A 14,370-nucleotide genomic window follows, 5' to 3' on the forward strand; every position below is an offset into this window, starting at 1 on the left:
GGGGCCCTGCGGGCCCCCTTACACGCTGAGACACATGCCAGAACAAGGGGAAAGACATTGAAACCGGTGAGAGTGGGAATCTGTGGCCTGGGGACCGTCGGTGGCGGAACCTTCAACGTGCTGACGCGCAACGCCGACGACATCGCCCGGCGGGCGGGGCGTCCGATCGTCATCGAGCAGGTCGCCTACCGCAGCCCCAATCCCGGTTGTGATACCACCGGTATCAAGACCACCGCCGACGTCTTCGAGGTGGCCTCCAACCCCGATGTCGACGTGCTGGTCGAGCTGATCGGCGGCTACGACGTGGCCCGCGAACTGGTGCTGACCGCCATCGAGCACGGCAAGCACGTGGTCACCGCCAACAAGGCGCTGATCGCGGTGCACGGCAATGAGATCTTCAAGGCGGCCCATGAGAAGGGCGTGATCGTCGCCTTCGAGGCCGCCGTGGCCGGCGGTATCCCGGTGATCAAGTCGCTGCGCGAGGGCCTCGGCGCCAACCGCATCGAGTGGGTCGCCGGGATCATCAACGGCACCGGCAACTACATCCTCACCCACATGCGCGACGAAGGCCGTGCCTTCGAGGACGTGCTGGCCGAGGCCCAGGCGCTGGGCTATGCCGAGTCCGACCCGACCTTCGACGTCGAGGGCATCGACGCCGCGCACAAGCTGACCATCCTCGCCTCCATCGCCTATGGCGTACCGCTGCAGTTCGAGAAGTCCTACACCGAGGGCATCTCGCGGATCACCGCCGAGGACGTGGAACAGGCCGATAACCTGGGCTACATCATCAAGCATCTGGGGCTCTCCAAGCGCACCGAGTCCGGGCTCGAGCTGCGCGTGCACCCGACCCTGATTCCCAAGGACCGGCTGCTGGCCAACGTCCACGGCGTCAAAAATGCCATCGCAGTGATGGGCGACGCCGTGGGCCCGACCCTATACTACGGCGCCGGTGCCGGCGCCGAGCCCACCGCCTCCGCGGTGGTCGCCGACCTGCTGGACGTGGCCCGCGACATCTCCACCGATCACCACTACCGCGTGCCCTACCTGGCCTTCAGCGGCATCGACGAGGATGTCAGCCAGCTGCCGATCATGCCCATGGAAGACATCACCACCGCCTACTACCTGCGGCTCTTGGCGGTGGATCGCCCCGGCGTGCTGGCCCGGGTGGCGACCATCCTCTCCGAGCAGGGCATCTCCATCGAGGCGCTGATCCAGAAGGAGGTCACCGAAGGCGAGCTGGTGCCGATCATCCTGCTGACTCACCGTACCCGCGAGAAGCAGATGAACGAGGCCATCCGCCTGATCGAATCGCTGGCCGACGTCGCCGGACCGCTGACGCGGATCCGCGTCGAGTCGCTGGACGAGGAGTAAGACATGCGCTACATCAGCACCCGCGGGCAGGCGCCCGCGCTCTCCTTCGAGGAGGTCGTGCTCACCGGCATGGCCAGCGACGGCGGCCTCTACGTGCCCGAGACGATCCCCGAACTCGGCCATGACGACCTGGCCGCCATGGCCGGGCTCTCCTACGCCGAGATCGCCTTCCGGGTCATGCAGCCCTACGTCAACGGCGAGATCGACGACGACACCTTCCGCGGCATCGTCGAGGAGGCCTACGCGACCTTCAGCCACGACGCCGTGGTGCCGCTGAACCAGCTCGACGCCAACCACTTCCTGCTCGAGCTGTTCCACGGCCCGACGCTGGCCTTCAAGGACGTGGCGCTGCAGCTGCTCGGCCGCATCCTCGATCACTTCCTGAAGAAGCGCGGCGAGCGGGCGGTGATCATGGGCGCCACCTCCGGCGACACCGGTTCCGCCGCCATCGAGGGCTGCCGCCACTGCGACAACCTCGACATCTTCATCCTCCATCCCCACAACCGGGTCTCGGAGGTGCAGCGTCGCCAGATGACCTCGGTGCTCGCCGACAACGTCTTCAACGTCGCCATCGAGGGCAACTTCGACGACGCCCAGGCGATGGTCAAGGCGAGCTTCGCCGACCAGGGCTTCCTCGACGGCACCCGACTCGTCGCGGTGAACTCGATCAACTGGGCGCGCATCATGGCCCAGGTGGTCTACTACGTGGCCTCCGCCGTAGCGCTGGGCGCCCCGCACCGCGAGGTCAGCTTCTGCGTGCCCTCGGCGAACTTCGGCAACGTCTTCGCCGGCTACATCGCCAAGCGCATGGGGCTGCCGGTTGCGCAGTTCATCATCGCCACCAACGCCAACGACATCCTGCACCGCACGCTGGCCGCCAACGACTTCTCCAAGCAGGAGCTCAAGGCCACCCTGGCGCCGTCCATGGACATCGTGGTGTCGTCCAATTTCGAGCGGCTGCTGTTCGAGGCCTACGGCCGCGACGGCGATGCGGTGAGGGCGCTGCTCGAGCGCTTCCAGAACGAGCCGACCGCCCTGGCCGATGCGCCGCTGGCCCGGCTTCGCGAGAGCTTCGCCAGCCACAGCGTGGACGATGCCACCATCCTCGAGGTGATTCGCGAGGCGCACCATCGCACCCAGGAGATCCTCGATCCCCATACCGCCACCGGCTACCGGGCGGCCGAGCGGGCGCGCGCCAATGCCACGACGCCGGTGATCACCCTGGCCACGGCCCATCCGGCCAAGTTCGCCGAGGCGGTGGTCAAGGCCGGCTTCCCGGGCGTGCCGTTGCCGCCGCACATGGACGACCTGCTGGAGCGCGAGGAGCGCTACACCGTGCTGCCGGCAGAGCTCTCCGCGGTGCAGAAGTTCGTGGTTGAGAACCGCCGCTAAAGCGTGCAGCTGAAAGTAAAGCAGCGAGGGGCGCCGGGGATAGGCCTTGAGGGGGTCCGATGCCATGGATGGCATCGGTAGCGCCCAGGGAGGGGTTAACAGCGCCCCCGAACAGGCCTATCGCCGGATCAGCCCCGAGCGGGGATCTCCGGCATCACCAAGTCCTGAGCCCTTCTCACGATGCCCCTCGCTCAGCCTGGAGGTCTTCCCCTGCCTCTCGGGTTCACCCCTGAACTTCAGAGGAGCCTGGCGTGGACGCCGTGACCGATCCCATCGACCTGAATGAACGCCTCCAGCCGCGCATCGAGCCGCGTCCCCGCGACGAGGCGCTCTATGCCCGTGCTCGCGAAGAGGGGCTCTCCGAGCTTCAGGCCCGGGTGCTGGCCGGGCGGCTTGCCGGCTACCAGGGGGAGCTTGGCCCGCTGGTCTCGCCGAGCCTTCGCCACCTGGCGCATCCCGAACGACTTAAGGATGCCCGACGCGCGGCCGAGCGCATCGCCCAGGCGGTAGTCGACGGCGAGCACATTGGCATCCTCACCGACTACGACGTGGACGGCATCACCTCCCACGTGGTGATCCGCCGCACCCTGGTGGAACTCTTCGGGGTGCCCGAGGCGAAGCTGCACAGCCTGATCGGCCATCGCATCCACGACGGCTACGGCATCAGCCTCCCGCTGGTGGAGCGGACGCTTGCGCTCTCGCCGCGGCCGAGCCTGGTGATCACCGCCGACTGCGGCAGTAGTGACGAGCCGCGCATCGCGCGGCTCAAGGCCGCCGGCGTCGAGGTGGTAGTCAGCGATCACCACGCCCTGCCGCTCGAGGGGCCGCCGGCCTCGGCCTACGCCACCGTGAACCCGACCCGCGACGACTGCGACTACCCGGATCCGACCATCGCCGGCTGCATGGTGGCGTGGCTCGTCATGTCGCTGGCCCGCCAAGTGCTGGTCGAGTGGGGCGTGCTGGCGCCTGCCACCCCCAAGCTTTCACCCTGGCTCTCTTACGTGGCGCTGGGCACCGTGGCCGACTGCGTGTCGCTGGGCGGCAGCGCCGCCAACCGCGCCGTGGTTCACCACGGCCTGACCCTGATCAACCGCATGGAGGCCGCCTGCTGGCGCACCATGGCCGAGCGCCTGGGGGCCGACAGCGTGCCCTTCGACGCCGAGACCCTGGCCTTCCAGATGGGGCCGCGCATCAATGCCCGCTCACGGCTCGACGACCCCTACGCGGCGCTGCACTTCATGCTCGCCGCCAACGAGGCGGTGGCCCATCGCCACCTCGAGACCCTCGATCAGGACAACCAGTCCCGCAGGGCGATCGAGGCGGAGATGGCCCAGCAGGCCAAGGCGCTTGCGGTGCCGGCGCTGAGCGCCGACGAGCCCGCCATCGTGATCTATCTGGAGGAGGGCCATCCCGGGGTACAGGGCATCGTCGCCTCGCGACTGGTGCAGGCCTTCGGCCGGCCGGCCCTGGTGCTGACGCCGGCGGCGGCGCCCGGGATGCTGACCGGCTCCGGGCGCTCCATCGAGGGCCTGCACCTGCGCGAGGCCCTGCAGCGCACCTTCGAGCTGGCACCCGAGGCGCTGCCGCGCTTCGGCGGCCACCGCGGCGCCGCCGGGGTGGGGATGCCGGCCGAGCGGCTGACGGAGTTCCGCGCCGCCTTCCTCACCGCCGTGGGCGAGCAGCTGGGCGATATCGAGCTGCGCCCGCGCATCCTCACCGATGGCGAGCTCGCGCCCGACCAGCTCTGCCTCGCCACCCTGGATGAACTCGAGCGGCTCGCGCCTTTCGGCCGTGAGTTCGATGCCCCGCTTTTCGAGGGCGACTTCCTGGTCGAGTCGCTGCGCCCGGTAGGTGCCGACGGCAGCCACCTGATGCTCGAGCTCTCGGCCGGCGCCACCAGCCTCAAGGCGATCTGGTTTCGCGCCCTCACCCCCGGCGAGGTGCCGGCCTTCGGCGTCGGCGCCAACCTGCACTGCGCCTTCAAGCTCAACCGCAATCGCTGGCGGGGGCGCGAGAGTTTGCAGCTGATGATCGAGCACGCCGAGCGTAAACCCTGATTTCCCGCTGCGCTCGATATCCGGGTCGCCGGCGAAGCCTCGCAATCCTCATTGAGCAGTCAGTCAACTCCGGTTGCTCCTCTCCGGCGGCAGCCAGCCTCCCTTCGCTCGCGACGGAAATCAGCGCTCACGAATATTTTAGGAGCACGTGATGGACCCTAAGGAACTGCCCACCGACCCCCATCGCCTCCACGAGGACGTCATGGCGATGCTGATCGGCACGCTCTTCGTCGCGCTCGGCGTGAGCTTCTATACCCAGGCGATGCTGCTCACCGGCAGCACCGCGGGCCTGGCCTTCCTGCTGCAGTACGCCACCGGCTGGCGCTTCGGGGTCGGCTTCTTCCTGATCAACCTGCCGTTCTACTGGCTGGCGATCCGGCGCATGGGCTGGAGCTTCACCCTGCGCACCTTCGTGGCCATCGCCATGGTCTCGATGTTCTCGGAGTTCACCGCCGGCTGGGTGCGCTTCGAGTGGCTCCAGCCCCTCTATGCCGCCCTGATGGGCGGCAGCCTGATCGGCATCGGCATGCTGGTGCTCTTTCGTCACCGCACGAGCCTGGGCGGCATCAACATCCTCTCGCTCTACCTGCAGGACCGCTATGGCTGGCGGGCGGGCTATGTGCAGCTGGGCATCGACGGCGGGATCATGCTGATCGCGCTCTCGATGCTGCCCCTGGAGCGGGTCGGGCTCTCGGTGCTCGGCGCCGTGGCGCTCAACCTGATCATCGCCCTGAACCACAAGCCGGGCCGCTACATGGGCGTCAGCTGACGACCCGTCGGCGGTCCGCCCGGGGAAGGGCCTCATTAGGTCGGCCAGACCCCGGGCGTGGCGAGTTCCAGCAGATGGTCGTCGGGATCCCGGAAGTAGATGCTTTCGCCCCCGCGCGGCCAGTGGGTGCGCCCCTCGATCGCGACGCCGTGCTCTGCGAGTCGCGTCTCCCAGACGCCGAGCTCTGTTTTAGCAATGGCGAAGGCCAGGTGCACTCGGCCGTCGCCGTCGTGGGGCGGGATGGTACCCATGCCGTCGGGCAGCACCACGGTGTCCCGGGTCTCGCCGTGCCGGAACAGCAGAAGCACCGTGCTAGCCCCGGCGTCATAGGCGGTGAAGCGGTGGTCGGCGTTGAAGGGCGAGAGCCCCATTACCTCCTCGAAGAAGGCCCGGGCGCGGGCCATGTCCGCCACGTAGAGTGCGGTTTCCAGCACGCCGTCGAGTCTAGGCATCGGCGCCTCCGCGTCGAGATTCTTCCCGTAGCCTAGCAGTCCCCGTCGAGCACTCTCGAGTCTCGTCGCCTTCCTTAATGTGCCGCCCCGTCCGGGGTGGTGCTCGTCACGAATCGCCCCTCTTCTCGATCCGCTCCTCGTCCTGAACGGCCGCTAGGCGTGGGCGGCGGCGTGGTTCGATAGCTATATGAATCAATGCTCACATGTCTCCGGCTTGATCAGAGTCACGAGAGGCGGGCGGAGAGCGGCTAGAGTGTTAAGACACCATTAACACGGTAACTCAGGCGTCGTGATGTCCGTCCGATGGCTCGTCTCGAGCCACGACGGCGCCAAGGGCACGACAAGACCTTCAAGGGGGGCGATATGGGTGAGGCCAACGATCAGGGCGAGACCCGTTCCAGCGGCAAGCGGCGCGAGTGGCTTGCCTTCCTGTTTGTGACGGCGGTGGTGGTTCCACTCCTGACCATTGCGGTAGTAGTCGGCTATGGCTTCGTGGTGTGGATGTTGCAGATCTTCGTGCTGGGCCCGCCCGGGCACGGCGGTTAACCCTCACGAATCAGTCGAGCGAGAAGAGACATGAAGATCATAGCGGCGCTGTGGAATACGCTGAAACGCCCCCCCGTGCACATCAGCCTGGGGGTCATCATAATCGTCAGTTTCCTGGCGGGCATCATCTTCTGGGGCGGCTTCAACACCGCGATGGAGGTGACCAACACGGAGAAGTTCTGCGTCAGCTGCCACGAGATGGAGAACAACGTCTATCAGGAGCTGCAGCAGACGGTGCACTGGTCGAACCGCTCCGGCGTTCGCGCGATCTGCTCCGACTGTCACGTCCCCCACAACTGGACCGACAAGATCGCGCGCAAGATGCAGGCCAGCAAGGAGGTGTGGGGCGCCATCTTCGGCACTATCGATACCCCCGAGAAGTTCGAGGCCAAGCGCCTCGAGCTGGCGCAGCACGAGTGGGCCCGCTTCAAGGCCAACGGCTCCCAGGAATGCCGCAACTGCCATGACTACGACAGCATGGACTGGAACGAGATGAGCGACGAGGCGCGGCGCTTCATGGAGCCTGCCGCGGAGCGCGGCCAGAGCTGCGTGGACTGCCACAAGGGCATCGCCCACCAGCTGCCCCAGCAGATGGGCAGCGTCGATCCCCTGCTCGCCGGCCTGGTTCGCGAGGCGACCTCGGTCAGCCTGGACGAGGGGGAGACCTACTACAGCGCCAAGTCCGTGGATCTTTACGCCGATGCCGAGCGCACCGAGCAGGCCGGCGTGCTGCAGGTAGCGACCGAGGTCAATGTGCTCGAGACCCAGGGCGAGAGTGTGAAGCTGGAGATCGACGCCTGGCGCAAGGAGAAGGGCTTCGGGCGCGTGCTCTACGAGGACTTCGGCCAGAACATCAGCAGCGCCGTGCTCGACAAGGACATCGCCCAGGACGGTGCAATGATCGAGACGCACCAGAGCGATGTCGTCGACGAGCTGACCGGCCTGCCCTGGGGCCAGGTGTCGGTGACGCTGTGGGCCGAGAAGGGGGCCTACCTGGGCAACCGAGAGGCGCTCTGGGAGACCGCTGGACAGACCTACCGCGACGCCTGCAGCGTCTGCCACACGGAGCCTGCGCCCGAGCATTTCGATGCCAACACCTGGCCGGCCATGTTCTCGGGGATGGTGGGGTTCACCAACATGAGTGCGCCCACGCAGGAACTGGTGCTCAAGTACCTCCAGATGCACTCCTCCGACTTCGTCGACGCTGCCCACTGAGTCCGCCCAAGGAGCTCTCATGACTATTAGCCGCAGAAGTTTCCTCAAGGGGGCGATGGCAGGATCCGCCGCCTCGCTGATCGGCCCAGGGCTGCTCGCCTCCTCGGCGGTCGCCGCCGAGGAGGCCGAGGTCGGGTTGGGCGTCTGGAAGACGTCCGGTTCCCACTGGGGCGCACTGAACGCCCTGGTCAAGGGCGGCAAGGTGGCCGAGATCAAGCCGTTCGGCGCCGACCGGCACCCCACCGAGATGCTCAACGGCATCAAGGGGCTGATCTACAACCCCTCGCGCATCCGCTATCCGATGGCCCGGCTGGAGTGGCTCAAGCATCGCCAGGACGCCGACCGCACCACCCGCGGCGACAACCGCTTCGTGCGCCTGACCTGGGACGCCGCGTTGGACCTCTTCCACGAGGAGCTGGAGCGCACCCAGACCGTCTACGGCCCCTGGGCGCTCTACGCCGGTGCGACCGGCTGGCGCCAGACCGGCCAGGTGCACAGCTGCGGCAACCACATGCAGCGGGCGGTGGCGATGCACGGCCACTTCGTCAAGAAGGTGGGGGACTACTCCACCGGCGCCGGGCAGGTCATCCTCCCCTACGTGCTCGGTTCCACCGAGGTCTACAGCCAGGGCACCTCCTGGCCGCTGATCCTGGAGAACAGCAAGACCGTGGTGCTGTGGGCCAACGATCCCTACAAGAACCTGCAGGTGGGCTGGAACTGCGAGACTCACGAGTCCTACGCCTACCTGGAGCAGCTCAAGGCCAAGGTGGCCGACGGCAGCATTCGGGTGATCAGCGTGGATCCGGTGCGCACCAAGACCCAGAACTACCTGGGCTGCGAGCAGCTCTACCTCAACCCGATGACCGACGTGGCCTTCATGCTGGCCATGGCGCACACCCTCTATAACGAGGAGCTCTACAGCCAGGCGTTCATCGACGCCTACGCCCTGGGCTTCGACGACTTCATCGCCTACGTCCAGGGCGAGGGCAACGACGGCGAGGCCAAGACGCCGGAGTGGGCCGCACCGATCTGCGGCGTCGACGCCGAGCAGATTCGCGACTTCGCACGGCTGCTGGCGGCCGATCGCACCCAGCTGCTGTTCGGCTGGGCGATCCAGCGCCAGCAGCACGGCGAGCAGCCCTACTGGATGGGCGCGGTGCTGGCCACCATGCTGGGCCAGATCGGCCTGCCCGGCGGCGGCGTCAGCTACGGCCACCACTACAGCTCTATCGGCGTGCCTTCCTCGGGGGCTAGCGCGCCGGGCGCCTTTCCGCGCAACGTGGATGCCGGCAAGACGCCCGAGCACGACAACACCGATTTCCAGGGGGCGGCCTCGACCATTCCCGTGGCGCGCTGGATCGACTGCCTGCTCAACCCCGGGGAGAAGATCCAGTACAACGGCAGCGAGGTGGTGTTCCCCGACATTCGCATGTGCGTCTTCAGCGGCTGTAACCCCTGGCATCACCACCAGGATCACAACCGCATGAAGCAGGCCTTCCGCAAGCTCGAGACCGTGGTCACCATCGACTACGCCTGGAACGCGACCTGCCGCTTCTCCGACCTGGTGCTGCCGGCCTGCACGCAGTTCGAGCGCAACGACCTCGACGTCTACGGCTCCTACTCCAACCGCGGCGTGCTGGCCATGCACAAGCTGGTGGACCCGCTGTTCCACTCGCGCAGCGACTTCGACATCTTCACCGACCTGTGCCGGCGCTTCGGGCGCGACGAGGAGTACCGCCAGGAGCTGGACGAGATGGGCTGGGTCAAGAAGCTTTACGACGAGTGTCGCGAGGCGAACACGGCGCTGAGCGCCGCGCCCGGGGGCGATGAGCCGATTTCGCCGATGCCCGACTTCGCGACCTTCTGGAAAGAGGGCTACGTCGACTTCGGACCCGGCGAGAACTGGGTACGCCACGCGGACTTCCGCCAGGCGCCCGAGGTAAACGCTCTGGGTACGCCCTCCGGCTTCATCGAGATCTCCAGCCGCAAGATCGGGCGCTACGAGTACGACGATTGCCAGGCCCACCCGACCTGGATGGAGAAGGTCGAGCGCTCCCACGGCGGCCCCGGCTCCGATCGCTACCCGCTGTGGCTGCAGTCGGTGCACCCCGACAAGCGGCTGCACTCCCAGATGTGCGAATCCGAAGAGCTGCGCGCCACCTACGCGGTGCAGGGACGTGAGCCGATCTTCATCGGCCCCGAGGACGCCGAGGCGCGCGGGATCCTGGATGGCGATCTGGTACGCGTTTATAACGATCGCGGCCAGCTGCTGGCGGGTGCGGTGGTCTCCGACGACTTCCCGAGCGGCGTGGTGCGCATCCAGGAGGGCGCCTGGTACGGCCCGGTGGGTCCGGAGATCGGCGCGCTGGATACGTACGGCGATCCCAACACCCTGACCATGGATGTGGGCACCTCGAAGCTTGCCCAGGCGCCGAGCGCCAACACCTGCGTGGTCGAGATCGAGCGTTTCGAGGGCGAGGCGCCGGCGGTGACCGCCTTCGGCGGACCGGTCACGGTGGACGTATGAACCAGCGGACGACGCCCGCACCCTCGGAGCAAACGGTGGAGCCGGCCGACTGGTCGGCCATCTGGGAATCGGAGGGCCTGCTTTGCGGTTGGTTCGCCACGCTACTCAGCGCCGAGCTGGATGAGGCGACGCTTGCCCGCTATCGCCGGGGCGAGGCGCAGCCGCTCTTGAACCTGCTGCGCGATGAGCATGGCCTTGTAGACGAGGTGGCGCGGGTAGACCGCGCCCTGTCGCAGCTGTTGATGTTCACCACGCCGCAGCTGGAGCTCGCCGCCGATTTCGCCGAGCTGTTCCTGGCCGATGCGCGCAGCGGCGCGCCGCCCTACGCCTCGCTGTATGCCGACGAAGCGGGGCGCTTCCACGGGGCCGCGGCCGAGCGCATGGAGGCGCGCCTCGCCGAGGCAGGCTATGCGGTTCGCCGCGAGGTGGGCGAACCTGCCGACCACCTGGCGATCATGCTCGACTATCTGGCCCGCCGCCTCCTGAGCCTGTCCGAGGCGAAAGGCGAAGGGGAGGATGTAGGGAGTAGCGAGGCGCTGCGCCTCGATACCCGCGGCTTCCTCGCCGAGGAGCTCTGCCTTTGGCTGCCCCGCCTCGTCGAACGCAGCGCTGCGCCGACGACGGCCAGCGACTTCTACCCGGCCGTGCTGGCGCTGACGGCCGCCTACCTCGAGACCCTGCGTGAGGCGCTCTAGCCTCGACCATGACGTGTTACGACGGCGACCGGAGCACAGAGCTCCGGTCGCCGTTTTTTTGCGTTTGGCCACACCTAGCCGGCCGCCCAGAACCACCAGGCGATCAGGGCGATCAGGGCCAGGCCGGCGAGATTGACGATCCAGCTCATCGTGCGTCCTCCTGCTTCGAGCCGCTGTCCTGTGTATCGCCACGGACCTCGGCGGTGGGGCGGAACAGGCGCAGCCGGTTGGCGTTGCTCACCACGGTGATCGAGGAGAGCGACATGGCGGCGCCGGCGATCATCGGCGAGAGCAGGGTGCCGGTGACGGGGTAGATCACCCCGGCGGCGATGGGGATGCCCAGCACGTTGTAGCCGAAGGCGCCCACCAGGTTCTGCTTGATGTTGGCAAGCGTCGCCCGGCTGATCTCGATGGCGGCGGCCACGCCGTGCAGCGAGCCGCGCACTAGGGTGATGCCGGCGCTCTCGATGGCCACGTCGGTGCCCTGGCCGATGGCGAAGCCCACGTCGGCGCGGGCCAGCGCCGGGGCGTCGTTGATGCCGTCGCCGACCATGCCGACCACCTCGCCCTGGGCCTGGCGGCGGCTGATCTCGTCGAGCTTGTCCTCGGGCAGCAGGCCGGCGCGGAAGTCGTCGATGCCCACCTCCCGGGCGATGGCGGCGGCGGTGTGCTCGTTGTCACCGGTCAGCATCACCACCCTCAGGCCGTCGGCCTGCAGGCGCTTCACCGCCTCGCGGGTGTCGTGGCGCAGGGGGTCGCTGATGCCGAAGATCGCGGCGAGCCGGCCGTCCACGGCGAGATAGACCACGGTGCGCGCCTTCTTCTCGAGACTGCCAGCGATCTCGCGACCGGCGTCCAGCGTGACGCCGGCCTCCTTCAGCAGCCGAGCGTTGCCCAGCAGCAGCGGCCGGCCATCACCGGCCGTTGCCGTGACGCCCCCGCCGGTGACGGTATCGAAGTCCATGATCTCGCCGGGTTCGGCGCCCTGTTCCTCCGCATGCGCCATCAGCGCCTCGGCCAGGGGGTGCTCGGAGCCGCGCTCCAGGGCCGCGACCAGGCCCAGTACTGCCTGTTCGTCACCCTCGATCACCTCGGCCTCGGTGACCCGGGGCTTGCCCTCGGTGAGGGTGCCGGTCTTGTCCACCACCAGGGTGGAGAGCCTGCTGGCGGTCTGCAGGGCGTCGCCATGGCGCACCAGCACGCCGTGCTCGGCGGCCTTGCCGACCCCGATCATGGTGGAGATCGGCGTGGCCAGGCCCAGCGCGCAGGGGCAGGCGATGATCAGCACCGTGGTGGCCGTGACCAGCATGTGGATCACCCGCGGCTCGGCGCCAACGTTGAACCAGACGAGCGCGGTGAGCACGGCGATGATCATCACCGAGGGCACGAACACGCTCGATATCCTGTCGGCCAGCTGGCCAATGGGCGGGCGGGAGGCCTGGGCGCTGGCCACCTGTTCGGTGATCTGGCCGAGGCGCGTGTTCGCCCCGACCCGGGTGGCCCGGTAGACCAGGCCGCCCTTGCCGTTGACCGTGCCGGCGCTGACCTCGTCGCCTTCGCCCTTGGCCACGGGCACCGGCTCGCCGGTCAGCATCGACTCGTCGATGTGACTCTGCCCCTCGGTCACCTCGCCGTCCACCGGCAGGCGCTCGCCGGGGCGCACGCGGATATGATCGCCCTGGCGCACCTCGTCGATGTCGACCTCGCGCTCCGTGCCGTCGCGGATCACCCGGGCGGTGCGGCTCTGCAGGTCGAGCAGGCGCTTCAGGGCCTCGCTGGTGCGCCCGCGAGCACGCAGCTCCAGGGCGTTGCCCAGCAGCACCAGGCCGATGACCATCGCCGAGGCTTCGAAGTAGATGCCCCGGGCCACCTCCGGCAGCCAAGGGCCGACGGCCACCACCGCCATGGAGTAGAGCCAGGCGGTGCCGGTGCCCATGGCGATCAGGGTGTCCATATTGGCCTGATGGTGGCGGAAGTTCTTCCAGGCGTTGACGAAGAAGTGGCGTCCCGGATAGGCCATCACGGCAAGCGTCAGCAGGCCGATCGCCAGCCAGTAGAGGCGTCCGCCGCCTACCGGCTGGGGGTGATAGACGAACATGCTGGCCATCAACGGCACGGCGAGCGCCAGCGACAGCAGGCTGCCCCTGAGGCGTTGGCGATAGGTCTGCTCGTCCTTGCGGGCTCGCGCCGCTTCCGCCTCGCGCATGTCGACGATGGGCTCGGCGCCGTAGCCCACGTCCTGTACGGCGTGGATCAGGGCTTCCGGGTCGGCGCTGCCGCGCACCTCGGCGGTATGGGTGCCGAAGTTCACCTCCGCGCTGACCACCCCGGGCGTCTGCTCGATGGCCTGCTGGACGCTCTTCACGCAGCTGGCGCAGGTCATGCCGCTGATGGAAAGGCGCCGGGTGGCCGGCCTCTTCTCACTATCCGTCTCACCACCAGGTTCATCACTCGGTGCGTCGCCGGATGCCCGGGGCTCCGCCGACTCGGCGTCTTCGGGTGTCTCGGCCTCGTCGGGGTCATCCGTTTCGTCGGAAGCCTCGTCTTCACCGGGCGGGTAGCCGGCATCAATCAGGGTCTCGTCCAGCTCGATCGCCGAGAGCGCCGTGGTGATCTCGAGGCGCTTTTCGGCGGGGGTGCCGGTAACCTCGGCGTCGGCGTCCTGGGCCTGGATGGCGCGACGCATCGTGGCCACGCAGCCCTGGCAGTTCATGCCGGGTACCCGGCGCTCGAGGGTGTGTCTGGCGTTCATCGGGTCTCCTTGCCGGCGTCGACGTCGGCATTGAGCGGTTCGGGAAAGCTCTCGATCAGGCGGCAGAGGCTGTGGCCGTCCGGTGTGCCGTCGGGCATCTCCTCCCAGGCCGCGAGGGCCTGCTCCATGCGCGTGGCGAGCGCCTCCAGCTCGGCGATGCGTCCGCGGATCTGGGGCAGCCGACTGGCCAGCAGGTCGCGCACCATCGGGCAGGGCGAGTCGCCATGATCGGCATGCTCGAGGATGTCGCGGATCTCAGCCACGCCGAAGCCCAGGGTGCGGGCGCGCTGAATGAAGCGCAGCCGCGCCAGGTCCTGCTGGCCGAACAGCTGGTAGCCGTTGTCGGGATGGCGCTCGGGGGTCAGCAGCCCCTCACGGGTGTAGTGACGAACGGTCTCGGCGGTGACGCCGGCCTGGCGGGCGAGTTCGCTGACCTTCATCGAGGGTTCTCCAGTGGATGTCATGACGCGAGTGTAAAACCTTTGGGTAACCCAAAGGTCAAGGGCAATGGCATCCTACGGACCCTGGCGAGCGTCAAGCGGATAAGTTAATGAAAGATAAAGAAATGAAACGTTCGTTCTACTAAAGTATTAG

General features: G+C 67.7%; 11 protein-coding genes. 8 read left to right on the plus strand and 3 right to left on the minus strand.

Translation table 11 applies throughout. From position 1 onward, the window contains the following. Window positions 1-57 precede the first annotated feature (57 nt). The 4 genes from RSO68_RS10640 (at window position 58) to RSO68_RS10655 (ending at window position 5,589) form a co-directional block, all read left to right on the plus strand. Window positions 58-1,371: a homoserine dehydrogenase gene (locus RSO68_RS10640; RefSeq protein WP_315586579.1), complete on the plus strand. Its 1,314-nt coding sequence runs from the start codon at window positions 58-60 to the stop codon at window positions 1,369-1,371. A gap of 3 nt (window positions 1,372-1,374) precedes the next feature. Continuing rightward, window positions 1,375-2,763 (plus strand): threonine synthase, encoded by a 1,389-nt coding sequence (gene thrC / locus RSO68_RS10645; protein WP_089849911.1) that lies wholly within the window; start codon window positions 1,375-1,377, stop codon window positions 2,761-2,763. A 251-nt stretch (window positions 2,764-3,014) separates the two neighbouring features. Then, window positions 3,015-4,820, plus strand: coding sequence for a single-stranded-DNA-specific exonuclease RecJ (locus RSO68_RS10650; RefSeq protein ID WP_315586580.1), 1,806 nt, complete (start codon window positions 3,015-3,017; stop codon window positions 4,818-4,820). Between the two features lie 151 nt (window positions 4,821-4,971). Next, complete coding sequence (locus RSO68_RS10655) at window positions 4,972-5,589, plus strand: YitT family protein (protein WP_315586581.1); 618 nt, start codon at window positions 4,972-4,974, stop codon at window positions 5,587-5,589. A gap of 35 nt (window positions 5,590-5,624) precedes the next feature. On the opposite strand, the gene RSO68_RS10660 is transcribed toward RSO68_RS10655, so the two are convergent. Continuing rightward, the gene (locus RSO68_RS10660; protein ID WP_315586582.1) at window positions 5,625-6,041 is read right to left on the minus strand and encodes a VOC family protein; all 417 of its coding nucleotides are present in this window, start codon (window positions 6,039-6,041) and stop codon (window positions 5,625-5,627) included. A gap of 363 nt (window positions 6,042-6,404) precedes the next feature. Between RSO68_RS10660 and RSO68_RS10665 the strand changes: the two genes are divergently transcribed. Genes RSO68_RS10665 through torD form a run of 4 tightly spaced genes read left to right on the plus strand, consistent with a single transcriptional unit; the run spans window position 6,405 to window position 11,024 of the window. Further along, window positions 6,405-6,587, plus strand: coding sequence for a periplasmic nitrate reductase, NapE protein (locus tag RSO68_RS10665; RefSeq protein WP_089849904.1), 183 nt, complete (start codon window positions 6,405-6,407; stop codon window positions 6,585-6,587). A gap of 30 nt (window positions 6,588-6,617) precedes the next feature. Beyond that, window positions 6,618-7,802, plus strand: coding sequence for a pentaheme c-type cytochrome TorC (torC, locus tag RSO68_RS10670; RefSeq protein ID WP_315586583.1), 1,185 nt, complete (start codon window positions 6,618-6,620; stop codon window positions 7,800-7,802). A gap of 19 nt (window positions 7,803-7,821) precedes the next feature. Beyond that, entirely contained in the window at window positions 7,822-10,329 is a 2,508-nt protein-coding gene (torA, locus tag RSO68_RS10675; RefSeq protein WP_315586584.1) for a trimethylamine-N-oxide reductase TorA, read from the plus strand. Next, window positions 10,326-11,024, plus strand: a complete 699-nt coding sequence (gene torD, locus RSO68_RS10680; RefSeq protein ID WP_315586585.1) for a molecular chaperone TorD — start codon at window positions 10,326-10,328, stop codon at window positions 11,022-11,024. The genes torA and torD overlap by 4 nt, the downstream gene beginning before the upstream one ends. Before the next feature lie 145 nt (window positions 11,025-11,169). On the opposite strand, the gene RSO68_RS10685 is transcribed toward torD, so the two are convergent. Both RSO68_RS10685 and RSO68_RS10690 read right to left on the minus strand, forming a co-directional pair. After that, a complete protein-coding gene (locus RSO68_RS10685) occupies window positions 11,170-13,776 on the minus strand; it encodes a heavy metal translocating P-type ATPase (protein ID WP_315586586.1) in 2,607 nt (868 codons plus the stop codon). Next, window positions 13,773-14,216 (minus strand): MerR family transcriptional regulator, encoded by a 444-nt coding sequence (locus RSO68_RS10690; RefSeq protein WP_089849893.1) that lies wholly within the window; start codon window positions 14,214-14,216, stop codon window positions 13,773-13,775. Before RSO68_RS10690 ends, RSO68_RS10685 begins: the two co-directional genes overlap by 4 nt. Window positions 14,217-14,370 lie beyond the last annotated feature (154 nt).

Source organism: Halomonas saccharevitans, from assembly GCF_032333995.1.
In the GTDB taxonomy this organism is placed as follows: Bacteria; Pseudomonadota; Gammaproteobacteria; order Pseudomonadales; family Halomonadaceae; genus Halomonas; species Halomonas saccharevitans.